Here is a 25,517-nt window from a genome sequence, read left to right on the forward strand (position 1 = left end):
CCACCCTGATATTTCATCGGGATCAAGGTGGAGCGGGAGTCTGGGGGCAGCGGGCGTTCTTGCGTCCCGCGATCAGCCACAGTTCCGATCAGTTCGGAGCCACCGTGGCCCTCAGCGGCTCCAATCTCGCAGTCGGCGTGCCGGGCGGCCGGTATCTTGGACGACATGCCGCGGGTTCGGCGATCGTTTTCGAGGATTCATCCGGGGTTGGCAACGGTTGGATCGAGAAGAAGCGCGTCACCCCGGAAATTGCCGGGGGGTTCGGGACTTTCGGCCTTGGAATGGCGTTGCGCGGAGACCGGCTCGTCCTGTCGAGCAACAACCTCGCCCCCGCCGAACCGCGCCAGATAGTCGTGGTGGAGCGGGATGGAATCAGTGCCGAATGGCGCAAAATCGCCCGGGTGGTTCTTCCCGCCACCGGAAACACGAATCCCTCCCTCGCACTCGGCCCCGATTTCGGCATATTTACCGATGGAGCGGGCATCACATTGTTCGGTCCAAACCGGACCTCGCGTCCACCGGTGCTCGATGCAGAGGGACTCTTTGAACTGCCCGGCATCAACCGCTTCGCCGGCGACGAATCGATCGCCGGGGTCAAAGTAGAAACGCTCCTCGCCGGGAGGCTCCAAGACGGAGCCGGACGACCGTTGTTTCTCGCCGCCACAAACGTTTCCACCTCAGCCGAGGGCGTTTGGCAGGTCCAGCGGGCCGACGGAGAACCGTGGATCAATCTTCCCGCGGTCGAGCCTGAACAGGCGTTCTTGTTTTCGCTGACCGAGCGGCTCCGGTTCCTCCCCGCCCCCGGAGCGTTCGGAGTCGCAACCTTGACCGTGCGCCCCTGGGCCGGGGAAGGGGTGTCGGGCGGATCGCTGGATACCGAAACGGCTTCGCCCCAGTTTCTCGGAGCCCCCTTCGTCATCCGGCAGGCGATCACCGACACCAACCATCAGCCGCAGTTTGCCACTCAACCCGTGACCATCGCCTTCGAGGAAGTTCCGTTTCTCTATGTCGTTCGGGCGAACGACGCGGATCTGGCGCAGACGCTGACCTTCACCCTCGTCGACTCCCCCTCCTGGTTGACGTTGACGCCAGTCGACGGACGCAGCGCACGACTTTGGGGCACGCCTCCCGCCGGGACGGAAGGGAGTTTCGCGGTTCATCTGACCGTGAGCGACGGCGACACCGGTTTCGCGAGTCAAAGTTTTCACCTCTACGTGCAACCGGCGAACGCCCCGGGCTGGCGGTTCCGGACATCGCTGTCTCCGGAGGGTGGCAATCTGCTGAACCTCACCCGCCTCGTCGCCTCCGGCAACACGGTGGCCCTTCTGGGGACCGTCAGCACTTTTGCCCGGATCGCGATGATCGAGCTGAACGAGGACCTGCCCGGAGAAAAATCCCTGATCCCAACCATGGACTGGACGTTGCCGGCCGCCGCATCAAGTATTGGTTTGGAGAATACAACGATGGCGGTCGGTCACGCTACCACGGCTTTCGTTGAATCAAACGGGACCTTTCTAAGCAACGCGGGACTGGTCCGCCTCTACGAACGAAATTTCGGAGGCGAAGGAACGTGGGGAGAGCTGCGGACGATCGTCTCACCGGACCCGCGGATGAACGCCCGATTCGGAACGAAAATCGAGGTACAAGGCGGACGGTTGTTCGTGGCGGAAGATGCGGTGACGCAGGAACCGGCCCGGCCCGCTCGAATTCTGGTTTTTGATCGGGATGCCGGGGGCCAGGGAAATTGGGGACTGACCGGTGTGATCCTGCCCCCTCCGAACTGGACGTTCTCTTTCCCCTCGGACGGGATGCCGGCCGGCTTCTACGTGGACGGCAATTGGCTGGTCGCCAGGTTGGGCAGCAGCGGCTTTGCTCTTTACCGGCAGACCGAGGGTGAATGGGAACTGCAAGGGATCCACGGGGCAGGGATTTCGTATCATCAGATCGCGCTTAAAGACGGCCTCCTCGCCGGAGCCCGCTCCAATCCCGGAGGAGGCGCCCGGATCGATGTCTGGCGCCTGAATGCCGAGGAATCAGAATGGATCGAAGCTGGGCACCGGGTCGGATCATCGCAGCTTTCCCAGAATCCGCTGCTGCTCCTTCCTGGCACCCTTGTCGCGTCCGAAGCCTCTTCCCTGGTGTTGTTTGACACCTCGGCGGACGATCCCGCGAACTGGAATGAGCTCGCTCGCCTCGGCTTCATTGGACAACCCAATGGGCTCGGCCGGTTCCTGGGAGCTCTTGGACAGGGAGTCGTCGCCAGCTCATGGTCTTATTCCGAAACGATGCCGATCGGTTATTTCGATTTGGGGGTCTCGAATTTCGCGCCGATGCTGGTCATCGATGGCCCGTTCAATCTCGGCTCGTTTCCGGAAGATACCATCCTTGAAGCGTTGTCGGTTTGGAACGTCGGCGCCCTTGCCGCCAGCATGGGGTCCGACTTCAACGGCGACGTTCTCGGCCTCGCCTTGAACCAGGAAAACGATGCCTCCAAGGGCAACTGGCAATATCAACTTATCGGAGGCGGGACGTGGAACACAATCACGAGCGCCAGCGGCGAGGTGAGGACCCTTCTTCCTCCCGCGGCGTTGTTGCGCTTCGTCCCGGCGGCCGATTTTTCCGGGCAGTCGCGGGAATTGACCGCCCGGCTTTGGGATCAAACCACCGGCAACGGCGGGGTCAACTTTCCCCTTCCGCCCCCGGGAGGGAATAGCGCCTTCAGCGCCGAAACCATTCTCATGCGGGTCATGGTCGACCAGGTTCCGGATGCTCCGGAAATTCACGCGCCACGTCACGTCCTCGTCGATGCCGGCCAGGAGCTGTCCGTGACGGTGCTGGTCACCGATGTCGATTTCGGCGACGTGGTCGCACTTTTCCTGGCAGGCGCGCCCGAATGGGTGATGCTGCAAACGGGCGAGGCCCCGGGAACGTGGATTCTGACCGGAGTCGCCCCGGAAGTGGCGCATCAAACGACCGTGACACTGCGGGCGACCGACAGCTTCGGGTTGACTACCGTTCGCGCGATCGGGCTGGAGATCCGTCACCCCGAATCGATTCCGGCCGAAATCGGTTACGCGGGCGCCACCGTGATCGCGATGGCGATTTCCGGGGATTGGGCGGCGACCACGATAAGCATTAGCAACCAATCAAACCGGGTCGATCTTTACCGGCATAACGCGGTCTCCAACGCCTGGAACTTTGTCAAAACGATTTCCGGGCCGAACACGACCTTTGGAGAAACTGTCACTTTGGAAGAGAACACGCTCGCCGTCACCGACCGCACGACGAAGCAGGTTCACCTTTATGAGAAAGATCGCGGCGGAGTCGCGAACTGGGGACTGGCGGCGACGCTGAGCATCCCGACGCCGGATCTTGCCTACACGTTGCGAGCGACTCTGGGAGGCGGATGGCTCGCGGTCGGAGCGCCAAACACCGGGCCCAGCGGCTCATGGGGCGGCCCAAGTAATTACCGGGGAGCGGTCTACCTTTACCGCCGCAATGGAAGCGGGGTTTGGAGCTATGTAAAACCCTTGACCATTCACGAGTCGACCACTGCTGACCAGGCCGGCGCGACGCTGGAGCTCAGCGGCACCACTCTCGCAGTCGGACTTCCAGCCCGCGGAGGCAGCAATAACCGGTTCGGCGCCGTTCAACTCTTTGAACGGGATGCGGGCGGAGCCGACAATTGGGGACACGTTCAAACCATCCCGGCCAACATCGCCCAAGGATGGTTTGGCACCGAACTGACCCTCGAAGGCGATCACCTCGTCGTCGCGGATCGGATCTTCCCCGGATTACTTCGCCATTATTCGCGAGGGGTGGAAGGAACATGGGCTTTAACGACGGTGATTCCCCATCCGGAACGGCCAACGACCGGCCACTTCCCGAAACCGATCCTGCGAGAGGGGCTGCTCGCCACCTATCATCCGGGAGAGAATCCCTACGGGGTCTCACGCGGGGGCGTCTATTTCCATCGCTTCGACACGGAATTGAACCGCTGGCTCAGCGCCGGAACAGTGGCGGATAACCAAAACGTCCCGTTCCTGACCGGATTGACCGCTCAGGACGGACGGAGTTTGATCGCGGGAGTTCGGACCACCCCGACGGGAAGCCCCGCGAATGGGATCCGCATCTACCCGCTCTCCCACCTGGCAACAGGAGCCCCGATCCTTGGTTCAGGGGCAAGCTTCACCCACACCTTTGAGGCAGGCACGAATGCCATTTTGCCCCTGAGTGAATTGGCCGGACTGGGGAGCGACTTGAGCCGGCAAGCGCTCGGAATCGCGGTCGTTGGCGTTTCGCAGGAAGCCGGCGCCTGGTTTTATCAACTTCCCGGAGGAACCTGGACACCGCTGCCGGAGACCGTTTCGGCGGCCGAGGCCCTGCTCCTGCCGCCTGGAACGAACCTCAGGTTCACGCCGGTGAATCCAAACTGGACTGGATCAGTCGCCGACAGCTTACGATTCCGATTGTGGAACGAGGCCTCCGGAGATCCGGGCACGTTTGCCGACACCCGCGAACCCGGCTTGCTCTTTTCGGCGGGTGCCGGACGAGTCGATGTCGAAGTCTTTCCCGTCCCGGCCGGACGAAATAACGCGCCGGTTGTCCTCGACCCAACGCCGGTTGTGGCGACCCAATTGGCCGGTTTGCCCGTAGCGGAGCGTCCGGTCTGGCGAGTCGGAGATCTGGTGGAAGGACGCTTTTTCGATTCGGAAACCACAAATCCAAACGACCTGGCAGTGGTGGTGGTGGGAGGAGGAGTTGAGATTCAATACAGCAATGACGGCGGGTATGCCTGGACGTCGATGTCGAACATCTCCGCGAGCAACGCCCTGGTCTTGCGGAACTGGACGCTGTTGAGGTCCAATCGAACGACCGCCGGAATCAATTCCATGACGACCCGAGTCTCGGATCGTCCGAATTTATCTGCCGGGTCGCGGGTGGACGCATCCGTGACGGGCGGGTCCACCCACTTCTCCGCGAATACGTTGAGGTTCGACTTCGCAACGGTGACCCCGCCCGAGGTGCCGACGATCGATGTGACTTACCACGCCCAGGCGCGAGTCGGAGCGATTTTTCACGGAGATATTCGCACCCGGGGTATCGAGAACCCGGTTCTTTCGCTTGAAGGCGCACCGGACTGGATGACTCTTACCGCTGAGGAGAACGGGGCTGGAACCCTTTCCGGCACGCCTCTCGAAACGGGCACCGTCTCGTTCCTGGTCGTTGCCACCGGCTCCGGCCAAGACCGCCATACCCGGAGAATCGATCTTCCGGTCTCGGCGTCGGATGCTCCGTTGGCCTGGAACTTCGATGACACTGTCGCCGATTTCCCGCCCGCCACCGCCGCGACTGCCACCGAGGATGGATGGATCATCACCGGCCACGGAACCGCGCGGGCCGGGAGCAGCAACGGAGCCGGTCTGGTTCTGATTCACGAGCGAAACGCGACCACCGGCGAGACAACGGTCGCCGGCACCCTGACCGCGCCGTCGCCCCAAACGAACGCGGCTTTCGGGTCGGCGGTGGCCGTGGACGGGAATTACCTATACGTCGGAGCGCCGCAAGCCTCTTCGCGGGGAGCCGTCTTCGTCTTCAAGCGGACCACGGGGCCGGAATGGGAGCTTATCAGGACGATCTCCCCGGGAGGTTCGGCGTTTCGATTCGGAACGTCCATCGCCGTGACGGGTGATTTCCTGGCAATCGGAGACCCAACCCAACAACTGGTTCACCTTCACTCCCGGAACCTCGGCGGATCCGAAAATTGGGGACTGATCAAAACCCTCACCCCGTCGGCCTCCGGCTTCAGCCTGCAATTTGGACGATCCCTGGCCACCGACGGTATTCGGCTATTCATCGGAACGCCGGGCGATGCGGGAGGCGGAAGTGTCGCTTTGCACACGATCCATCAAGGCGGAGCCAACCAATGGGGATTTGTGCGAAGCCTGACCGGCGACGAGGTTCACGGGTTTGGTACGTCGGTCGCCTTGCAAGGCGACTTGATTTTCGCCGGAAGTCCCGACGGAGCGGCCGGAGGAGCCGTTTCCGTTTTCGGCCGAAACCAGGGGGGCGTGGATAACTGGGGACAAGTCGCAAAGATTGCCTCCCCCTATCGCGGGACAACGATCCGATTCGGAGAGGCCATGGCGGTAAACGGCGATACCATCGCCATCGCGACCCCAGCCCACCCGTCGCCCTTCGGCGGTCGGGGAGTCATCTATACGTTTGAACAGAACGCGAATGCCACGGATTGGACCCTGCGGAAACGAATCGTCGCACCGGTTCCAGGAGAGATCCTTCGCCCGCATCCGGTGATCACCGGAACGTTCGTCGGAGCTCCCCTGAACACCGGCGCCGGCTTCGTCCAGTTGTTGCGTCATTCCAATGTGAATACATCGCCCGAAGCCATCCCCGGGGAAGAATCCTGGTTGCACCCGGTCCTGGAGGACACCGAACCGGCGCAGGTTGCCGGCAGCCGCGTCTCGGAAATCGTGGCGACGGCGGTGCTCGACTACGAGGCCGATGCACCCGGAATAGCGGTGCTCGATCTCCGTGACGATCTGGGTGTCTGGGAGTTCCGGCGCTTCGGCGCCTCCTGGGAAACGTTCCCGATGTTGGCTCCCGGCACGGCGCTCCTGCTGGGGCCGATGGATGAGGTTCGTCTCATTCCCGCACCGGACCTCTTTGGCGAATGGTCCGACGCGCTGCTCGTTCTGCCCCACACCGGAGAAGCAGCGCAACATGGAGTGGTTGCGCTGGACGAGATTTCCGCGCTGGAGATCGGCGGTTCAATCCTGGAAGTCGGATTGAAAATCGTTGCGGTGAACGACGCTCCGGTCGCTCCTGACCATCTGGCCCGAACGGTCAGGATGCCGCGTTCGGCAGGAGAGGTGGTCGAGTTTTCGATATCCGGGCTTCTGAGCAATGCCGCCATGGATGTTGATTCGACCGATCTTGGCATCGCCCTTCTTCAAGTCGATAGGGCCGCGGGAATCTGGGCCTGGAGAAGCGGAAGCGCCGCTCCTTGGATGCCGATGCCAACACTCGATGGATTAAACGCGCTCCTGCTCGGGCCGAATGCGGGATTGCGACTGATTCCCGGCTTCGATTTTGACCTGACGACCACGCCGGCTCAGCTAATCTTCCGCGTATGGGATGGGGAAGCGGGCGTCGGCGGTGAACTGGCCTACATCGGCGGACCCGAAGCGCAGCAAGAGAATACCTTTGCGGAAACAGTGACAACGGCAGACATCGCGGTGATCTGGCAGTATCTCCTCACGGTTCTCGCCGAACCCGCGAACGGCGGGCAAGTGTTCGGCGCCGGATGGTTCGATGCCGGGGAGACTGTTTCGGTCGTCGCCGTTCCGGGCGCGGGCTATTCGTTCCTCCATTGGGACGGGGCTGTTTCCGATCCGGAGGCCGCCGAGACCATGGTCTTCGTCTCAAACGATCGGACGGTTACCGCCTACTTCGTCGCAAATCAACCGCCCACGGCTCCCCGCCTTCAATTGAAGCGGGTCGATGGTGCCGTTCGGTTGTCATTCGAAGGAGCGGGCGACTCCCATTATCAGCTTCAAACCTCTGTCAATTTGATCGACTGGACGAACCTGGGAGATCCCAAGACCGGCCAGGATGCGGAAATCTCCATCGAACTTCCCGCAACCGGGGAGGAGAGACGGTTCTTCCGCATCGTAGTCACTCGCTAATTCAAGCTCCGATAAGCAAAGGAGAACGGCCTTTCCAGCCCGTTTGAAACCCGGACAGCAATGTCCAGGCTCCTTTGGGATCGGCTCTCCGGCGCGTCGCGAGAAGGACGATCGAGGCGCCGGATCAGTTTTGTTTGAACGCCGCGGCCAACCCTTGGGCGACCTGGCGGGCGTCGCCGAAGATCATCCGGGTGTTTTCGAGGAAGAAGAGAGGGTTCTCGATGCCGGCGAATCCGGAGGCCATGGAGCGCTTCACCACGAAGACCGTTTTCGCCTGGTCAACATTGATGATCGGCATGCCGTGGATCGGGCTCGACGGATCGGTGCGGGCGGCCGGGTTCACCACGTCGTTGGCGCCGATCACGATTGCCACGTCGACGGTCGTCATCGTCGGATTGATCGCGTCCATCTCCATCAATTGTTCGTAGGGAACATCGGCCTCGGCGAGGAGGACGTTCATGTGTCCGGGCATGCGGCCGGCGACCGGATGGATGGCGAAGTTGACCTCCGCTCCGTTTGCTTCAAGCAATTGGCTGAGTTCCCGCACCGCGTGCTGGGCTTGGGCGACGGCCATTCCGTATCCGGGAACGAACACCACCGACCGGGCCGCCTCCAACACGTAGTAGGCGTCGTCGATCGAGCTCGCCTTCGCTTCTCCCTTCGGCCCTTCTGCGCCCGCGGCGGGGGGAGATCCGAAACCGCTGAGAAGGACGTTGGCCAGCGAACGGTTCATCGCTTTGCACATCATGCTGGTCAGGATCAGACCGCTCGCACCGACCAGCGAACCGGCGACGATGAGGACATTGTTCGCGATGATGAAGCCGGCGGCGGCGGCGGCGAGTCCCGAGTAGCTGTTGAGGAGCGATATCACCACCGGCATGTCGGCGCCACCGATCGGAATCACCGCGAGCACCCCGAGCGCGAGCGCCAACACCACAACCACCAGCAAAATCACGTAGGCGTGATCCGGCAGCAGCGGGAAGAGGGCGCCCAACAAAACCGCGAGGGCGATCAACCCGCCATTGATGATGTGCTGGCCCCGGAACATGATCGGCTTGCCCGGCACTTTGCCGGAGAGTTTCCCGTAGGCGATCAAGCTTCCGGTGAAGGTCACCCCACCGATAAGCGCGGCGAAGAAAATCGCCACCAGTCGGCCGCCATGGGCGGTCGCCACCCATTCCCAGCCGATGTGGAATTCGGCGAGCGCGACCAACAGGCTGGCCATGCCCCCGAGACCGTTGAAGATCGCGACCATCTCCGGCATTCCGGTCATCTGGACCCGGCGGGCGGCGATCGCCCCGATGGCCGAACCTAACACGAGCCCGGTCAGGATCCAGACGTGTCCGATGCCGACCGCCATCATCGTCACCACGACGGCAATCAACATGCCGACCGCGGAGACCATATTGCCCCGGCGCGCGGTGGCGGCCGACCCGAGCATTTTCAGCCCGATGATAAAGAAAATCGCCGCCGCGATGTATCCAAGATTCGTTCCGTTTTCCACGTCAGTTCCCGTCTTTCTTCTTAAACATGGCGAGCATCCGGTCGGTGACCAGATAACCGCCGACCACATTGATCGTCGCGCAGATGACCGCCAAAGTCCCCAACACCGTTGCCAAAACGTCGTGATTCGTGGCGGAGGCCATGATCGCGCCGGCGATGGTGATGCCGGAGATCGCGTTGGCTCCCGACATCAGTGGCGTGTGAAGTTGCGACGGCACCTTGGAGATCAGTTCCAGTCCAAGGAATACCGCCAGAACGAAGATAAACACCAGCAGAGTCATACGTTTTTCCGGATGGTTTCATTGACGATTTCTCCGCCGTGCGTAACGACGCAGGAGGCGAGGATTTCGTCGGTTAGGTCGAGGTTGAACGTCTTCCGTTCCTTGTCCCAAAAATGCTCGACGAGGTGGGCGAGATTGGACGCGTACATCTGGCTCGCGGCTACCGGGACCCGTCCGGGGAAATTCCGCGGGCCGAGGATGGTGACGCCGTTGACCACGACCTCACGGTCGGGTTCGGTCAATTCGCAATTGCCGCCGGATTCGGCCGCCAAGTCGACAATCACGCTGCCGGGCCGCATTTCCCTGACCATTTCCTTGGTAATGATCAGGGGCGGTTTCCGTCCGAAGACCTGCGCGGTGGTGATGACGATATCCGAAACGGCGCATTGGCGGGCCATCCCCAAGCGTTGTTTCTCCAGTTGTTCGGGGGTCAGTTGCTGAGCGTATCCGCCTCGAGTTTGCCCCATTTCGCCGAGGTCGATTTTGATCGGTTTGGCGCCGAGCGATTTGATCTGCTCCTCGACGACCGGGCGGGTATCGAACGCCTCGACTCTGGCGCCGAGGCGGCGGGCGGTGGCGATCGCCTGCAATCCGGCGACTCCGGCCCCGATCACGAATACCCGGGCCGGCGAGAGGGTGCCGGCCGGGGTCATCATCATCGGGAAAATGCCGCCGTATTTTTCGCAGCCGAGGATCGTGGCGACGTATCCGGCCAGGTTCGCCTGCGAACTCATGGCGTCCATCTTCTGCGCGAGCGTCGTCCGGGGAATCAACTCCATGGCGATCGCCGTGACCTTCCTCTCCGCCAGCTTCCGGATCCCGTCGAGGTTTCTGAACGGATCGAGGTAACTGATGTGCAAGGCTCCCTCCCGGCAGCCTTCGACGTCCCGCGCCGGAGGCGGACGTAGCCGAAGGACCATGTCCGCTCCTGAAAGCGCCTCCGTCCGGTCCTCGACTACCGTCGCCCCGGTCTTCCGATAAGCCTCGTCGGTTTCCCGGATCGATTCACCCACTCCCGACTCCACCTCGACCGCAGCGCCCAATCGGATCAACCGAGTCGCCGCCGCCGGTGTCATCGCCGTCCGGCTTTCATCCGGACCCCCTTCCTTTGCCACGAATATTTTCACCTGTGGGGTCATTCTGGTCCCACAGGTGGATTAGTAAATCCGCATTCCGACGTGAACATTGGCGGATCCTGCGCATAAATAAATGCTCCCCTTCGGCGAAGCCCGAAAGAGGACGCCCGAAGGAGGACGCAGGCGGATCAGAATGTTCTTTTGCGAACCCTCGGAAACGGGTCTATCCTGCCCCATGGCGAGGCACTTCGATCACATAGATTTACGGGTGGGGCGGCTGAGCGATGTCCGCTCATTTTACGAGACGTTGCTTCCGGCATTGGGATTTACCCGCAAGGTTACGGTCGAAGGTTGGCTGCAATATGAGTCGGAAGACTCGGAGATCAGCGAATTTTTCGGGGTAACGGAATCGGCCGGGCATGTCCCGAACGAGACCCGGATAGCCTTCTGGGCTGAGAGCCATAGCGAAGTGGATCGCCTTGCTGATATTGCCCGTCGGGCGGGAGCGCGAAATCTCGAAGGCCCCATGCGATACGAGTCCGGTTACTATGCGGCATTTTTTGAAGACCCCGCTGGCAACCGCCTGGAGATTTGTCATCGGGTGAAAGACTAAACGAATGCGCGCTCGGCGGGGTCCGCCCTTGAAATAAAACTTAACGGAGCCTTTTCTCCTACCCGCTTTTCGCGCGAAGCGCTTTGGAGTGCGGTGCGTCCCCGCACCGCTTTCGGAATGGTCGGCGATGGCCCCACGCCCGACCGTCATTCGACGACCGGACCTCTTCCGCACGCACGAAAGCTCCGCGAGGACGCGGAGCACCAAAGAGGCTCCGCCTCGGAAACCGGTTTTATTCCATGTTGTTCCCCGTGCGCAGCCCGGATTCTTGCTCTTATGAAACGTTAATATTCATGCGGGTTGCAGGGCGATCCGGCTTTTCGCGCGAAGCGCTTTGGAGTGCGGTGCGTCCCCGCACCGCTTTCGGAATGGTCGGCGATGGCCCCACGCCCGACCGTCATTCGACGACCGGACCTCTTCCGCACGCGCGAAAGCTCCGCGAGGACGCGGAGCACTCCAAAGAGGCTCCGCCTCGGAAACCGGTTTTATTCCATGTTTTTCCCCAAAGAACTGGGCGAAGACGGAAGCCGTCCAAACGGATTGAGCCAATACGGTCGATTCTCTCCGAAACTGGGGTGAACGGAATCCTGGCCGAATCGCTCGGCAGATCCGAGCCAAAGTCCGAAAAATGAATCGACAATCCCGGCGGGTCTCACTTGATCCCAGCGGCCCACCGGATCGCCCCCAGGAGGTGAGCCAGGAAATCCGGTTCCGAGAAGCTTTCGTTTGTGTGACCGCCCCCGGTGTAGAAGGCGCGACCGCCATCGTATTCCCGATACCACGCGATCGGATGGTCCTCGCCCATCCGGCTACCTTCGAACGTGGACGTGTCGAGGGAGAGAAGCACTTGCACCTCCTCTCTCGGATTTGTCCGAAAATTGTACCACTCGTCCCGCCGCACCCATCTCTTTCCCAGATGCGCCGTCGAGGGATGTGCCCGGTCCTCCACCAGGATCGTGGCCTCCTTCACAGGCGGATGGCTCAAAAAATGCGCTCCGACGAGGCCCTGATACCACTCCCAATCGTACTCCGTATCCGCCGCGGCGTGGACTCCGACGAAACCGCCGCCTTTCCGAATAAAGCTCTGAAACGCCTTCTTCTGATCCTCGTCTAAAATCGTGCCCGTCGTGCTGAGAAACATCACCACCTGAAACCGGGCCAGGTTTTCGGGGGTGAATGCCCGGGCGTCTTCCGTCGATTCGACAGCGAACCCGTGTTTGCCCCCGAGTTCCTCCACCGCTTTCCGCCCCGGCTCGATGGAAGCGTGGCGAAAACCGGCGGTCTTGCTGAAGACCAGAAGCCGGAAAGCCTCTTCGGCACCTTCCTTCCCTGCCCGCTCCGACTCGGCGCCGACGAAGGCCGGGACGGCAAGCGAAACGACAGCAGCGGAGGCGATGAGACGGAAAACAGGAAGGAAGGGAGTCATGCTCAAACAGTCGGGCATTTCGGACGAGAATTCAAAGAAATCATTTCCCGTGAATCAAACCTTGAACGTCTCTCACTTCCCGGGGTTGACAAACCGGAAGTGCAACGACGTTATAGCAAAGTGCCTGAGACTCCCCGAACGGAAGCTTTTTCACCTCCGCGAAAACCATCAATCCTCCCTCTCCATGAACCTATCGTCCATCAAGCTCCGCATTGTGACCGCGCCCATTCTGGGGGTTTGCGCCTTCCTCTTCTCCCCAGGAATCGAGTCCTGCGCCGCCGAATCCAATCGAAATCCGAATGTCCTGTTCATCATCGCGGATGACCTGAACCTTGCAATCGGTCCCTACGGAGACCCCGTCGCCCTGACTCCGAATCTGGACCGCCTGGCGCGCCAGGGGATCGTTTTCCAGAGAGCCTATTGCCAGCAGGCGGTCTGCAATCCCTCGCGGGCCTCTTTCCTGACCGGACTCCGGCCCCACACCGTGGGCGTGGATGATTTGCGGAAACATTTTCGGGACGCGACACCTGCGGGGCCCTCCCTGACCACCCTCCCGGAGCATTTCAGGAACCATGGCTATTTCAGCCAGGGGATCGGAAAAATATTCCACAATTCGGCCAACCATCAGGACCCCCGATCCTGGAGCATGGACATTGCCTTCGCGGTTGGCACGCACGCGCAAGACACGGTTTTTCACCACACGCCGGAGAATCCGGAGTCCCCCAAACCGCGCTACAAATCTCCCGTGACGGAGGCGCTGGAGGTCGAGGACACGGCCTACCGGGATGGCCAAATCGCCAACCTGGCGGCGGGCTTTCTGACAACTCACAACAGTTCCCGCCAACCGTTTTTCCTGGCCGTCGGATTCTGGCGTCCCCATCTCCCTTTCGTGGCCCCCCGGAGGTATTGGGATCTTTACGACGCGGAATCCATTCCGCTTCCAAGACCGATCGAAGCCCCGCAAGACGCCCCTTCGATCGCCCTGCACACCAATCATGAGATCCTCTCCTACGGCGAAGTCCCCCAAGGCCGCCCCTTCACAGAGGAAGAGATTCGGCATCTCCGCCATGGATATTATGCGTCGATTAGTTTCATGGATACCCAGATAGGGAAAATACTCGACGCCCTGGAAGCGGGAGGACATGCGGACAACACCATCGTCGTTTTCTTTTCAGACCATGGTTTTCACATCGGCGAACGTGGCTTATGGGGCAAGACCAGTAACTTTGAACTGGATGCGATCGTCCCCTTGATCATTGCATCTCCCGCGCACGCTACAAGCCATGGCCAAAAGACCAATGCGATCGTCGAACTGGTCGACCTTTTCCCCACCCTTTCCACCCTGGCCGGATTGGAACGAAAACCGGAACAGCGCCTGGAAGGTAAGGACCTCACTCCCTTGCTGGAAGACCCGGCCGCCACGGTGAAAGACTATGCCTTCACCTGGCATCAGCAGCCCTTCTATGGACCCGCCTCGAATTGGGAGGCGTGGGGTTACTCCGTCCGTTCCGACCGCTGGCGCTACACGGAATGGCACGCCGTGAAAAACCAAGCCGTGTTGGGACGCGAACTATACGATCACGCGATCGATCCCGATGAAACCGTGAACAGAATAGCGGACCAAGAGGAAACCACCCGTCAGCTCTCCGAAGTGCTCCGGGTCCACTTCGGCCTGCCGACCCGATAACCCGGCGCCTCGCGCTGGCGGGGCGGGTGTTGGTTGATTTCTGCCCGACGCGGTTCGACGTGCTCGGGAAATTGACAGTTTTACTCCGGCTAGTTCGAATGGGGAGATGCGGCGGTCCCTCATTCATCCATGCGACTGATACACCCGGCGAAACCCGTAATAAATTGGGTCCGGCGGGAACGGCTGCTGAGCTGTCTGATCGTGGCCACTCCGATCTTGATTGGGTTGACGGGAGTTTCACCCGCCGCGCTTCCCGGACTGGTGGACTGGCACACGATGGCGGCTTTGACGGGGTTGATGCTCCTGAGCGGGGCGGTCCTGTGGAGCGGGATGATCCACTTTGGCGCCGTCCGCCTCCTCCACCATGTTCACAGCGAACGTCTGCTGGCCTCGGCCCTGTGCATCCTGGCGGCGGCCCTGGCAGCGGTGATCACCAACGATGTGGCTCTCTTTATTGTCATCCCTCTGACGCTTGCCCTGGGGATCATTGTCCGACTCCCTTTGACGCGTCTGATCATTTTTCAGACGCTCGCGGTCAATGCCGGTTCGGCTCTGAGTCCGATTGGCAATCCCCAGAATCTTTTTCTATGGCAAAGCTCCGGTGAAAGCTTTGTGGCCTTCACTCTCGCCATGCTTCCGATGGCCCTTCCCTTCGCGGCAACCCTCGGCGCGGGCATTCTCATTGCCTTCAGGAACCGGCGACTGGAGCTGAGCGCCCTTCCCGAAAAGGCCCTGGCGGTGGATTCGCGACTCTTCTGGCCGACCCTCGCCCTTTATCCCTTCTTCCTCGGCGCGCTGGAGGTTGGCTACGGATGGCCGGCGACCTTGCTCCTTCTGCTCGTATACGGATGCTGGCAGCGCAGCCGCCTCCTCCAGATCGATTGGGCGCTCTTGCTTCTGTTCCTCCTGTTATTCACCCATCTTGGTATGATCACTCAGATGCCCCTGATGCAGTCGATGGCCACGGATGTTCTCCAACTTCCCGGCAGAGAGCTGACGGCGGGAATCCTCCTCTCTCAGTTGATTTCCAATGTTCCCGCGACCCTCTTCCTGCAGCCATTCACTGACGATTGGCGGTTGCTGGCATGGGGAGTGAATATCGGAGGATTCGGACTGGCGATCGGCAGTCTTGCCAACCTGATCGCCCTGCGCCTCGCCAAACAACCCGGCCTGTTCTGGCAATTCCACCTCTGGTCGATCCCCTGCCTGATCGTCTCCTCCCTCCTTACAGCCGGTATCTTCCTGATGATGAAATGAGCCCGCAGCGGAGGGCAGCGAACGGCGCGGACCGGGGGAGAATCGATGAAGGCGTGGCTTCATCGCTACAGGAGAACGGACTTTCCAGGACTCTTCCCCGCTCAGCACGGCCACAGCATGAATGCGGTACTTAAACCTTGGGGAAAAGCAGAACGTCCCTCCTTCTTTCCTCGAATTCGCTTCGCTCGGCAGGAGTGCTGTGCGTCCCTGCACCGCTTTCTTAATGGATAATCGCGCTCGACAGCGGGAGCCCACAATTCTGCGAATCACTAAAATTCAGGATGGACTTCCTTCCACTTACTTGATCAAGTCAGCCCGCATTACATTAGGCCCAATAATACTATGAATAAGAAAACAATAGCGACGATTTCAGCTGCGGGTGTTGCCGCCGCTGCCCCCGCCGGGGCCGAAATTATTTTCACCAACCTGGCGACGCCTCTTACAGCGGAGGCGGACGGCAATACTATCTACTTTCATCTTTCCGAGCAATGGGCATCCTACTCCGACGAGATGGCTGACCCGCAGTTCTATATCAATTTTTTTGCCAACTCCGACCAAGTCAGTATTTCCGGTTGGGAAGCGGGCATCCAGCAAGTGGTTTCCTTCCAGACGGAAGGGGGGTGGAGATGGAGCAACAGGCTTTCACAAGGCACGCCGATTTCGGGTGCGAGCAATTTTAATGATTATGGCAACTTCACCTTTGACAATGACGCGAACGGGGAGTGGACGGCGGGCACGCGCGGTTACGTCGGACTCAGGTTTAGCTTGATTGAGGAGGGGCCGTGGTACTACGGGTGGGCCGATGTGGAATATGATGAAAATAGTTTGCTCCACCTCTATGCCTTTGCTTACGACAACTCCGGGGCCGGCATCGAAGCCGGGGCGATTCCCGAGCCGAAGACGGCGGCCATGCTGATGGCCCTGGCTGCTGGATCGGCCGCGCTTATGGCGCGGCGGCGCAAAGCGGCCGCCGTCCATGCCTGACCGAAAAGTTATCTTAGTCGGTTGGGATGGTGCGGACTGGAAGGTCGCGCGGCCGTTAATGGAAAGGGGCGATCTTCCGCAGCTTTCGCGCGCGGCCCGGGAGGGCGCAAGCGGTCCCTTGGCGAGTTTGCCGCCGTACCTTTCTCCGATGCTGTGGAACAGCATGGCAACCGGGATGCGACCGCACCGCCATGGGATCCTGGGCTTCACACAGGTCAATCCGGCAACCGGAAAAGTTCAACCGATCTCCAGCCGAATGCGGCGTTGCCCCGCTTTTTGGAACATCCTTTCCGAACGCGGCTTGCCGGTCCATGTCGTCGGCTGGTTCGCGTCCCACCCGGCGGAGACGATCCGCGGAGTTTGCGTCTCGGAGGTCTGGACGCGGCCGCCGCGAAACGAAGGCGAGCCATGGCCGCTCCCACGGAATTCGGTCACGCCGCCGAATTGGGCCGCCCGATTGGCCGAGGTGCGCGTCAGCCCCGAACAGGTGGATCAGCGGCTGCTCCGCCTTTTCATTCCCCACTTGGATCAATTACCAGTGGAACGAGACCGGCGTTGGGAAAAAATCCTCTACCGTCTCGCCGAGCTTTACACGGTCCACAACGCAGCAATCACTCTCCTGGCGGCTAATGAGCCGTGGCGATGTCTCGCCGTTTACTATCATTTTATCGATTGGGTATCCCATGATTTTATGGCGATGCGTCCGCCGCATGGTCCGGGCATATCCGCCTACGATGCCCATTTTTACAGCTCGGTGGTCGATGCCGCCTACCAGGTGCAGGACTTTCTTCTGGCAGACCTGTTGGCCCACGCCGGGCCGGACACTACCCTTCTGCTCGTTTCAGACCACGGCTTCCACAGCGACCACCTCCGGCCGCGCCAAACTCCAGCCGTCACGGCCGGCATCGCCGGCTGGCACCGTCCGCACGGCATGATCGTCGCGAACGGTCCGGGAATCCGGCGCGGCGAAACCATCGAAGGGGCGAGCATTCTCGATGTGACCCCCACGCTGCTGCATCTTCTGGACCTACCGGTCGGCGACGACATGGACGGACGCGCACTGTTCGAAATCACCGAAAAATCGGATCGGCCCCGCGCCATCTCTTCGTGGTCGAAGGAACTGGGGTGGCCCGACCGGGGCGACGAGACGCCAGTCGGTGCGGACGATGACGAGGAAGAACTATTGAAGCAGTTTATCGACCTCGGTTACGTCGAATCGCCCGCTAGCGCGCACGACGATCCCGCGGAACTTACCGAGCGGGAAATCGCCTTTAATCTTGGTATTTCCCTACTGGAGGCCGGGCTGCCCCACGAAGCTCTCCCTCACCTTTGGAAGGTGGCAGCGGCCTGCCCCGAGACCCCGCACTATGCCTACCAGCTCGCCCGTACGCTGGCCGCCCTCGGCTTGACGGAAGAAGCCACGGCGGCGTTGGAAGTGGTTCGCGATTTCGGCGAGGACCATCCGGAAGGCAGACGGCTGCGAGGCGAGATCGCTTACCGGCTCAACAACCTCGCGGAGGCGCGATCCCACTTCGAAAGAGCTGCGGGCGACGGGGTTTTGTTATTGAACAAGGGACTGCTCGCGTTGAAAGAAGAACGATTCTCCGAGGCCGAAGGGCATTTTCGCGGCGCGCTCGCGGCCGACCCCGACCAGGCGTCGGCCTGGCTCGGGCTCGGCCGGGCCTTGTTTCGTCAGGGGTGTCACGAGATGGCGGCCGATGCCGCCGAACGGGCTCTTGTATTGAAACGGGAACTACCACTCGCTCATTTGACCCTCGCTCAGATCGCCGAGGCGAAGGGCGACAGCGAGACCGCCGCCAGTCGTTACGCCGAGGCCCTGCGGCTCGAACCCAACCTCACCATTTCCCGCGACGGCTTGCTCCGTCTACACCCGTCGGCATCAGCGGAAACCCAGGAAAGGGTTTTACAGCATCTCGCGCGGGCGCGCGGCGGCGAGTCACCCCGGAAGAGGCTGCCGCCAGGGAATGCCCAGAGATTGTTTCGGCGGGCCAGGGACGAACACCGGGAGAAACTCAGCCGCAGGCGGGAAGGCGACCGCCCCGTCGAGGTCTATGTCGCTCCCGCGCCGCCGTGCCCGGGAAACTCCGGGAAAATTTTTTCCATCGTCTCCGGCCTGCCGCGATCCGGCACTTCGCTGCTCATGCAAATGCTTGCCGCCGGCGGATGGGAACCGATGACGGACGGCGAGCGACGTCCCGACGCCGATAATCCAAAAGGCTATTACGAGTGGGAGGCGATCAAGCGTCTGGCAACCGAACCCGATGCGATTGAGAAAGCCGGGGACCACCCGGTCAAAGTCGTCGCTCCCCAGTTCGTTCACCTGCCGAGGAAACACGCCTATAAGGTGGTATTCGTCCGCCGTCCAGTCGAAGAGGTCGCCCGCTCCCAGCGCTCGATGCTCGATCGGCTCGGCAGATCGGGTTCGCCCCGCGACCTCTCCGAAATCGCCGCCGCTCTGGGGCGGATGGAGGAGGCGGTTCTCAAGGAACTTCGCGCGCGGCCGGAAGTCACGTTGCTGGAATTGAACTACCGCGACATCGTTGAAAGCCCGCAGGAAGCAGTCGAAAGTCTGCGCGATTTTTTTGGCGCCGCCCGGTTTTCATCGGCGGAGAAGATGGCGGCCGTCGTCGAGCCGGAACTCTATCGCAACCGCGTCCATTCATGAACGAAAGCGAACAGTTGCCAACCATCCGGGCACCGTGGACCGACGAGCTTTCCCGGACCTGGGACTTTCTGGGAAAATCCAAAAGCCTCGCGGGCCGCCTGTATCCGCGAATCGCTGTGACGGGCGAACCGGAGCGCATCGTCGCGGCCGGCGCCGTGCAAACCCGCGACGATTCGACGGGCCGCCTGCACCTGGTGTTTCGCACGCGTTTCTGCCGAGAGGCTGTAATGAAAAATTTATTACAGGAGATGGAGGAGATTGCCCGCGCACGAGGCATCGCCAGCCTGTCTGCCGTTGTCCCCGAAATGGCGCCGTGGCGACCGGCTTTGGAGCAAGCTGGCTTCTCCCTCAGCGTCACCGACGAATGGTGGGAAATCCCTCGAACGGAAAAGGTGCGGAGGCGGCTGGCCGCGACGGAGCGAATGGTCCCGAGGTTGCGGGCCGCCGACGGCCTTTCCGCCGGCCCGCTGCGGGAAGAAGATTTTGCCGAGATCGAGTCGATTGTGAGCGACCACGGCCTGGCGAACCTCGGGGGACTCGGCCAGGAACGTATGGTCGGCCGCACCCCGGGGCAATACTCGGCGGAGCTTTCGACCGTTGTCCGGAGTCCCAAGGGGATTGCCGGAGTTTTCCTCGTCCACGACCTGAACGACAAATTGTTCGTCCACGTCCGTACCGTGCTGCCGGAATTCATGACGAAATCCTGGGCGATCTATGCACTATTCCTGGCGCGATGCTTGGAAAAAATTTTTCTGCAGAACACTATGCGGAATGCCAGCCGGTTCCTTTTCACCGCTCGATCCGGAACGGACATGGAAACCATCGCCATGGCCAAGCGGTTCGGCGGGACCCGGTTGAATGCTTTCTGTAACTACACCCGTAACCTCCAGGCATCGTCGCGGGATTGAAAGACATAACCAAGTCCGTCGGACGACTCGTAATCAGACTATCTGACCAGATGGAAGACGTCAGGTCCTGACTCTTGACAGCTGCGTGATCCCCGAAGGTCCGGATCGGGGGAGAATCGATGAAGGCGTGGCTTCATCACTTTAGGAGAACGGACTTTCCTGTCCGTTTTTGGTTCTTTCCCGGACTCTTCACGGCTGTCCTCCGCCAACCACTGCCCGATTCACCAATAAAGCTGCCTGATTCACCCATTCAACCTTGTGATTTCCCTGGTAATTCGAGCGCGATAAAGCGGCGTTCATTCTAGCGTCCAATATTCGTGATCCTTACTCAGTCGAAACCATGAAACACAACCGGTCCCTCCAAAACCAAACCTCCCGCCGGACCTTTCTCAAAACCGTGGCCAAGGCCGGGGTCGCCGCGGCCGCGAGCCAGCCGCTTTTCAATGTCTTCGTCCCGAGCGCCCGCGCCGCCCAAGCCGCCACGTCAATTCCCCCCGCCGCCTCCGGCATGAACATGATCCTTTTCCTCACTGATCAGGAGCGCGCGATCCAATGGTTCCCCCAAGGCTGGGCGGAAAACAACCTCCCGACCATGAATCGGCTCAAGGCCAACGGCGTCTCCTTCAGCCGCGCCTACACAAGTTGCTGCCAATGCACGCCCGCGCGCAACGCCCTTTTCACCGGGCTTTTCCCGGCGCAGCACGGCACCTTCCAAACCCTCACCGAAGATTTCCCGCAATCTCAAGCCGAAGCCCAGCTCAATCCCGGCCTCCCGAATCTCGCCACCGTCCTCAAAGCCGCCGGCTACGATGTCGTTTACAAAGGCAAATGGCACATGAGCAACGGCGTCCGCGGACCCGACGGCGAATACCAATTCGACGATATTTCCCGCTATGGTTTCGACGGCTGGCAAGGCCCCGACGGCGGCATCGATCCCGCATCGCCCGGCGCGCTCCACGACGAACGCTACGCCAGCGAAGCCATCGCCTTTCTCGAAGACCGAATCGCGAATCCCCGGCCCAAACCGTTCTGCCTCGTCCTCTCGCTGGTCAATCCGCACGATGTCTGGTCGTATCCAGCCCGGTATGAAACTTTCGGGTACACCGACGATCCCTGGTTCAACGACACGACGCCGCCGATCGACTTCCCGCCGTCGATGCTGGAAAACCTCGAACACAACTTCAAACCCCGCGTCCACCAGGACACGTTCGAGGTGATCAGGAGTATGATGTTGCCGCTGCCGCTCCCACAGATGCGGAAAAACTACATTAACTTCTACGCGAACCTGATGAAACGAGTCGACAGCCAGATCGGCCGGGTTCTCGATGTTTTCCAAGACGGCGGCGAAACCGGAGAGCAGATGTTCCGCAACACCCTCGTCGTCCGCACCTCCGACCACGGCGAAATGGCGATGAGCCACGGCGGCCTCCGCCAAAAGACGTTCAACTGCTACCAGGAGACGATCCGCGTTCCGCTCATTTGGTCGAACCCGGAACTCTTCCCCGAGGGCCACGAATGCCCGCACCTCGCTTCCCACGTCGATTTCATGCCGACCCTCTGCACGCTCCTCGGAATCGCGGATCCCGGGCAATACGATTTCGCCGGCGTCGATTATAGCAGCATGATTCTCGATCCCGCTGCGGACCCCGTCCAGGATTACGTTCTCTTCACCTACGACGACATCAACGCCGGACAATCCGTCGAAGAGGATATGACAAACGGCCTGATTGACCCGCCCAACCGGATCCAAATGATCCTCCAGGACAATTACAAATTCGCCCGCTATTTCGATGGAGAAGGCGTCGCTCCGGACGAAGAGGAATTCTACGATCTCCGCCCGGCCTCGCTCGGCGGCACCGACACCGACGCCGCCACCGGTGAACCGGTCGAACTGCGCAACATCTCCGAATGGGCCGACAGCCAGCGCCACGTCGAACTCGCCACTCCGGAACAGAAACTCAAACGCGCCGAAATGAAACAGCGCCTCGCGGCCGTCGCCGCCGAACGCCTCCAGGTCCGTTTGCCCGAATCCCCGGTTAAAGCCGAAGACGTTGTAATCCGAACCGCGGTCGTCACCGATGAAGAGACGAACGAAACGACCGATTGGATCGAGATAAAGTTTAATTCCCGCTCCGGCACGACATACCAGCTCCAACGGTCGATCGACCTTTCCGACTGGGCCGGTATCGGCGCTCCCATTTCCGGAAACAATGGCCCGATCATCCTCACCGATCCCCTCACCGACGACCGCGCCTTCTATCGAGTCGTCGCCACCCCGGCCCCATCCTCGATGAATGCAGGAAGTGGTCAGATGCAAATGTAACGATCGACGTCGAGCAGACGGCCCAAGCGGCCTCGAAGGATAATCGATAAAGGCGCAACTTCATCGCTCCAGGAGAACGGACTTTCCTGTCCGTTTTTACTCAGCCCGGATTCTTTCCCACCCCATCCGTCGGACAGAAATGCCTGGCCTCCTTTGCGCAACCTGAGTCACGGGGTTCCGCCCGAAAAAATCCCTGTTCAAATCGGCCTTCCTCGTTCAAGAATTCCAGCATGACCGAGCCAGCCGCCCAAGAACAGTTCTCCAAATTCCAACTCGTCGTTCTCGCCCTCTCAATTTACGTTCTCATCGCCTTGGCGGCTTCCGTCTTCCTCCCGCTCTCCCCCGAGACCCAAAGCCTCCTGATCAAACTCGACACCGCCGCCTGCCTAATTTTCCTCGGGGATTTTTTCCACCGCCTCTGGAAGGCCCCCCGCAAGCTTCAATTCCTTAAGTGGGGCTGGATCGACTTCATTTCCAGCATACCTCTTCTCGACAGCCTCCGCTGGGCCCGCTTCATCCGCGTCCTGCGGATCCTCCGCATCCTGCGCGGTTTCCGCTCCGCCCGCACCCTCCTCGCCTTCGTCTTCCGCGACCGCAGCCAAGGGGCCTTCACCGTCTCGACCCTCACCGTCATCACCGTCTTATTTTTCGGCGCCATCGCCATCCTCGAAATCGAGCAACAGGCTCCCGAGGGCAACATCCGGACTGCCTCCGACGCCCTCTGGTGGGCGGTCGTCACCATGACCACGGTCGGTTACGGCGACCACTACCCGGTCACCTCCGAAGGTCGTTTCATTTCCGTTGGCCTGATGGTCGTCGGCATCGGCCTTTTCGGCACCCTTTCCGGAATCATGGCTTCCCTCCTTCTCGGGCAGCGCGACCGCGCCCCCTCCGACGATCAGGCCGAAACCATCAAACGACTCGACCAGCTGACCCAGCAACTCCTCAAACGCCTCGAGCAACGCGAATGGACCAAACCGCCCCCGGCACCCGCCGAGTCCCCCAGGCCCGATCCACCCGATTCACTCAAATAATTTTGGCCTCAAAACGCGTCCGGCAACCCGACTTTCATCCCGGTCTTCAACTCTCCGCTGCTCTCCTCGACCGCGCAGATCGCGATCCGGTCCCGCACCTCGGCCACCCGGAGTCGCGCCGTCTCCTCGAATAAGACATCGAGCAATTCCCCGGTCCCGGGATCCCGCAACTCCGTCATTTCCCCGACCACGAAAATTTGCCCCGACCGCACGCCTTCGCGCTCGCCCCGGTTCAAATAAACCTGATCGTTCCTCACCGCGACGATGTCCGCTGTCCAGGGCATCTGATCGATCTCCGCGATCAGAAACTGCACCGCCTCCTCGATCGCGTTTTCCACCGCCGTCGCCAAATTGTCATCGTCGAAACCGCCGATCCGTCCTCCGACACCCCGGCGGACCGCCCCCAAATTTACCCGACGGCTAGCGGAGTTTCCTTCGACGGTCGTCGAGGCCTTCACCTGGCCGGTGGTGGTATCGACCAGATAAATCACCGCGCTGATCTCCGCGGAACTCCGCGCCCCTCCCACGGTGATTCCCCGGAAACTCAAGCTCCCGTCCTGTCCCGACGTCGTTTGCAGATGAAGAATCTCCCCCTTCACCAAAACCTGGGCCGGGGTCAGTTGCCCCGTCTGGGGTTCCCGTCCGCCCGTGGCGGTCCGTCCGCTCGCGGCCAGGTCCTGCTCCATCAAGGCCGCCCCCCGCATGTCGCCCTCGCCGAGCACGATGAACCGGCCGCTCTCCTGGAGGACATGAGTCAGAACCGCCCCCCACGAACGCGACAAATTGATCCGGCCGCTAAACCCCGATTTATTTTCGAATTCATGGACCCCGATCGTGTATCGAAGATCCGACGGCCCCTCCTCCTCGGCCACCAACCAGACCGGTGCCAACAGCGCCGGTATCAAAAACGACAATACGAGCTTTCCAATTTTCATAGGTAACATTCCTCTCGGGTAAGGTTCGAACGATTTCCCTCCACCATACCCGCCCGCCGCCCCTTCGACCATCAGGCATACGATGAAATGCCCCTCCGTCAAAGCCCGAGGAAGAGAATTATGAATGAGGATTATGAGTTATGAATCTGGGCACGCAGAAGCACGCCGGTCTTCGGCTAGAGCACGAAGCTCCTCATCGTCTATCGTCTATCAGCTATCGTCGATGCGCGCGAAGCGCGCCCCGCCCGCTACAAGCGGCAGAAACGGATATCGGTGGCGATGATTCCTTTCGCCCCCAACTCCTTCAACTCGTCCATTGTTCGGTTGATCCCCTTTCTCGGAGTCATCGCCTTCACCGCGACCCAATCCTTCTTGCTCAACGGGGAGACCGTCGGCGCCTCCACTCCAGGAGTGACCGCCACCGCCCGATCTAACAAGGCGACCGGCAAATCGTATTCGATCATCGCATACGATCGGGCCGTGAGAATCCCTTGAAACCGCTCGATCAAAATTCGAACCGCCGCGTCGTCCTCCACCTTTCGGCTCCGCCCAATCAATACCGCCTCCGAAGCCAGGATCGGCTCCCCAATCGTCTCCAGCCCAGCTTGCTCCAAAGTCTTCCCCGAAGAAACCACATCGGCGATCGCGTCGGCCACCCCAAGCCGGATCGAAATTTCGACCGCCCCATCGAGCCGCACTACCGTCGCCTCCACCCCGCGCTTCTCCAAATCCATTTCGACCAAATGGGCGTAGGACGTCGCGATCCGCCGCCCCCCCAAGGTCTCCGGCGTCAACCCCTCCCCCTTCGGCGAGGCATAGAAAAACGAGGCCCGCCCGAAGCCGAGGGGCAACAACTCCGTCACTTCCGCCCCGCTGTCGATCGCCAGGTCCCGGCCGGTGATCCCGAGATCGAGAATCCCGTTGCCGACATAGACCGCGATGTCGCGCGGGCGAAGGAAAACGAACTCCACCTCATGCTCCGGATCAACCGCGATCAACCCCCGGTCGTCCCGGCGGCACCGGTAGCCGGCGTCCGTCACCAATTGAAGAGCCCCTTCGGAGAGACTGCCCTTGTTCGGAATCGCAATTCGCAACATA

15 protein-coding genes are annotated in these 25,517 nt (G+C 60.9%); 9 read left to right on the plus strand and 6 right to left on the minus strand.

Annotation, left to right across the window (positions count from 1 at the left end; genetic code table 11):
- The first annotated feature begins 59 nt into the window (after positions 1 to 59).
- Entirely contained in the window at positions 60 to 7,706 is a 7,647-nt protein-coding gene (locus ACWUI2_RS00485; RefSeq protein ID WP_486980900.1) for a putative Ig domain-containing protein, read from the plus strand.
- Positions 7,707 to 7,830: 124 nt separating this feature from the next.
- On the opposite strand, the gene ACWUI2_RS00490 is transcribed toward ACWUI2_RS00485, so the two are convergent.
- The 3 genes from ACWUI2_RS00490 to ACWUI2_RS00500 are packed head-to-tail and all read right to left on the minus strand — an operon-like array spanning position 7,831 to position 10,617.
- The gene (locus ACWUI2_RS00490) at positions 7,831 to 9,210 is read right to left on the minus strand and encodes an NAD(P)(+) transhydrogenase (Re/Si-specific) subunit beta (protein ID WP_486980901.1); all 1,380 of its coding nucleotides are present in this window, start codon (positions 9,208 to 9,210) and stop codon (positions 7,831 to 7,833) included.
- 1 nt (position 9,211) lies between these two features.
- Positions 9,212 to 9,490 (minus strand): NAD(P) transhydrogenase subunit alpha part 2, encoded by a 279-nt coding sequence (locus tag ACWUI2_RS00495; protein ID WP_486980902.1) that lies wholly within the window; start codon positions 9,488 to 9,490, stop codon positions 9,212 to 9,214.
- Positions 9,487 to 10,617, minus strand: a complete 1,131-nt coding sequence (locus ACWUI2_RS00500) for a Re/Si-specific NAD(P)(+) transhydrogenase subunit alpha (RefSeq protein ID WP_486980903.1) — start codon at positions 10,615 to 10,617, stop codon at positions 9,487 to 9,489. Before ACWUI2_RS00500 ends, ACWUI2_RS00495 begins: the two co-directional genes overlap by 4 nt.
- A gap of 184 nt (positions 10,618 to 10,801) precedes the next feature.
- Between ACWUI2_RS00500 and ACWUI2_RS00505 the strand changes: the two genes are divergently transcribed.
- Positions 10,802 to 11,179: a VOC family protein gene (locus tag ACWUI2_RS00505; protein ID WP_486980904.1), complete on the plus strand. Its 378-nt coding sequence runs from the start codon at positions 10,802 to 10,804 to the stop codon at positions 11,177 to 11,179.
- Between the two features lie 652 nt (positions 11,180 to 11,831).
- Here ACWUI2_RS00505 and ACWUI2_RS00510 read toward each other — a convergent pair.
- On the minus strand, positions 11,832 to 12,623 hold the full coding sequence (locus ACWUI2_RS00510; RefSeq protein ID WP_486980905.1) for a ThuA domain-containing protein: 792 nt from the start codon (positions 12,621 to 12,623) through the stop codon (positions 11,832 to 11,834).
- A 166-nt stretch (positions 12,624 to 12,789) separates the two neighbouring features.
- Between ACWUI2_RS00510 and ACWUI2_RS00515 the strand changes: the two genes are divergently transcribed.
- The 7 genes from ACWUI2_RS00515 to ACWUI2_RS00545 all read left to right on the plus strand — a co-directional run bounded on the left by ACWUI2_RS00515 (position 12,790) and on the right by ACWUI2_RS00545 (position 23,484).
- A complete protein-coding gene (locus ACWUI2_RS00515) occupies positions 12,790 to 14,292 on the plus strand; it encodes a sulfatase (protein WP_486980906.1) in 1,503 nt (500 codons plus the stop codon).
- 129 nt (positions 14,293 to 14,421) lie between these two features.
- Positions 14,422 to 15,549 (plus strand): SLC13 family permease, encoded by a 1,128-nt coding sequence (locus ACWUI2_RS00520; protein WP_486980907.1) that lies wholly within the window; start codon positions 14,422 to 14,424, stop codon positions 15,547 to 15,549.
- 342 nt (positions 15,550 to 15,891) lie between these two features.
- Positions 15,892 to 16,533: a PEP-CTERM sorting domain-containing protein gene (locus ACWUI2_RS00525; protein WP_486980908.1), complete on the plus strand. Its 642-nt coding sequence runs from the start codon at positions 15,892 to 15,894 to the stop codon at positions 16,531 to 16,533.
- Positions 16,526 to 19,219, plus strand: a complete 2,694-nt coding sequence (locus ACWUI2_RS00530; protein WP_486980909.1) for an alkaline phosphatase family protein — start codon at positions 16,526 to 16,528, stop codon at positions 19,217 to 19,219. The genes ACWUI2_RS00525 and ACWUI2_RS00530 overlap by 8 nt, the downstream gene beginning before the upstream one ends.
- A complete protein-coding gene (locus tag ACWUI2_RS00535; RefSeq protein ID WP_486980910.1) occupies positions 19,216 to 20,127 on the plus strand; it encodes a hypothetical protein in 912 nt (303 codons plus the stop codon). Before ACWUI2_RS00530 ends, ACWUI2_RS00535 begins: the two co-directional genes overlap by 4 nt.
- A 340-nt stretch (positions 20,128 to 20,467) precedes the next feature.
- Positions 20,468 to 22,450, plus strand: coding sequence for a sulfatase family protein (locus ACWUI2_RS00540; protein ID WP_486980911.1), 1,983 nt, complete (start codon positions 20,468 to 20,470; stop codon positions 22,448 to 22,450).
- 230 nt (positions 22,451 to 22,680) lie between these two features.
- Positions 22,681 to 23,484, plus strand: coding sequence for an ion transporter (locus tag ACWUI2_RS00545; RefSeq protein ID WP_486980912.1), 804 nt, complete (start codon positions 22,681 to 22,683; stop codon positions 23,482 to 23,484).
- 8 nt (positions 23,485 to 23,492) lie between these two features.
- On the opposite strand, the gene ACWUI2_RS00550 is transcribed toward ACWUI2_RS00545, so the two are convergent.
- Both ACWUI2_RS00550 and hisG read right to left on the minus strand, forming a co-directional pair.
- Positions 23,493 to 24,419 (minus strand): CsgG/HfaB family protein, encoded by a 927-nt coding sequence (locus ACWUI2_RS00550; RefSeq protein ID WP_486980913.1) that lies wholly within the window; start codon positions 24,417 to 24,419, stop codon positions 23,493 to 23,495.
- 248 nt (positions 24,420 to 24,667) lie between these two features.
- The gene (gene hisG / locus ACWUI2_RS00555; RefSeq protein ID WP_486980914.1) at positions 24,668 to 25,516 is read right to left on the minus strand and encodes an ATP phosphoribosyltransferase; all 849 of its coding nucleotides are present in this window, start codon (positions 25,514 to 25,516) and stop codon (positions 24,668 to 24,670) included.
- Position 25,517: the final 1 nt, after the last annotated feature.

It is taken from the genome of Verruconatronum alginivorum, assembly GCF_056590205.1.

What these genes read in the sequence shown, in the direction of transcription:
- ACWUI2_RS00525 (WP_486980908.1), top strand. Translation starts at nt 15,892, where the DNA reads ATGAATAAGAAAACAATAGCGACGATTTCAGCTGCGGGTGTTGCCGCC.
- ACWUI2_RS00530 (WP_486980909.1), top strand. Translation starts at nt 16,526, where the DNA reads ATGCCTGACCGAAAAGTTATCTTAGTCGGTTGGGATGGTGCGGACTGG.
- ACWUI2_RS00495 (WP_486980902.1), bottom strand. Translation starts at nt 9,490, where the DNA reads ATGACTCTGCTGGTGTTTATCTTCGTTCTGGCGGTATTCCTTGGACTG.
- ACWUI2_RS00535 (WP_486980910.1), top strand. Translation starts at nt 19,216, where the DNA reads ATGAACGAAAGCGAACAGTTGCCAACCATCCGGGCACCGTGGACCGAC.
- ACWUI2_RS00545 (WP_486980912.1), top strand. Translation starts at nt 22,681, where the DNA reads ATGACCGAGCCAGCCGCCCAAGAACAGTTCTCCAAATTCCAACTCGTC.
- ACWUI2_RS00540 (WP_486980911.1), top strand. Translation starts at nt 20,468, where the DNA reads ATGAAACACAACCGGTCCCTCCAAAACCAAACCTCCCGCCGGACCTTT.
- ACWUI2_RS00550 (WP_486980913.1), bottom strand. Translation starts at nt 24,419, where the DNA reads ATGAAAATTGGAAAGCTCGTATTGTCGTTTTTGATACCGGCGCTGTTG.
- ACWUI2_RS00505 (WP_486980904.1), top strand. Translation starts at nt 10,802, where the DNA reads ATGGCGAGGCACTTCGATCACATAGATTTACGGGTGGGGCGGCTGAGC.
- hisG (WP_486980914.1), bottom strand. Translation starts at nt 25,516, where the DNA reads ATGTTGCGAATTGCGATTCCGAACAAGGGCAGTCTCTCCGAAGGGGCT.
- ACWUI2_RS00515 (WP_486980906.1), top strand. Translation starts at nt 12,790, where the DNA reads ATGAACCTATCGTCCATCAAGCTCCGCATTGTGACCGCGCCCATTCTG.
- ACWUI2_RS00510 (WP_486980905.1), bottom strand. Translation starts at nt 12,623, where the DNA reads ATGCCCGACTGTTTGAGCATGACTCCCTTCCTTCCTGTTTTCCGTCTC.
- ACWUI2_RS00520 (WP_486980907.1), top strand. Translation starts at nt 14,422, where the DNA reads ATGCGACTGATACACCCGGCGAAACCCGTAATAAATTGGGTCCGGCGG.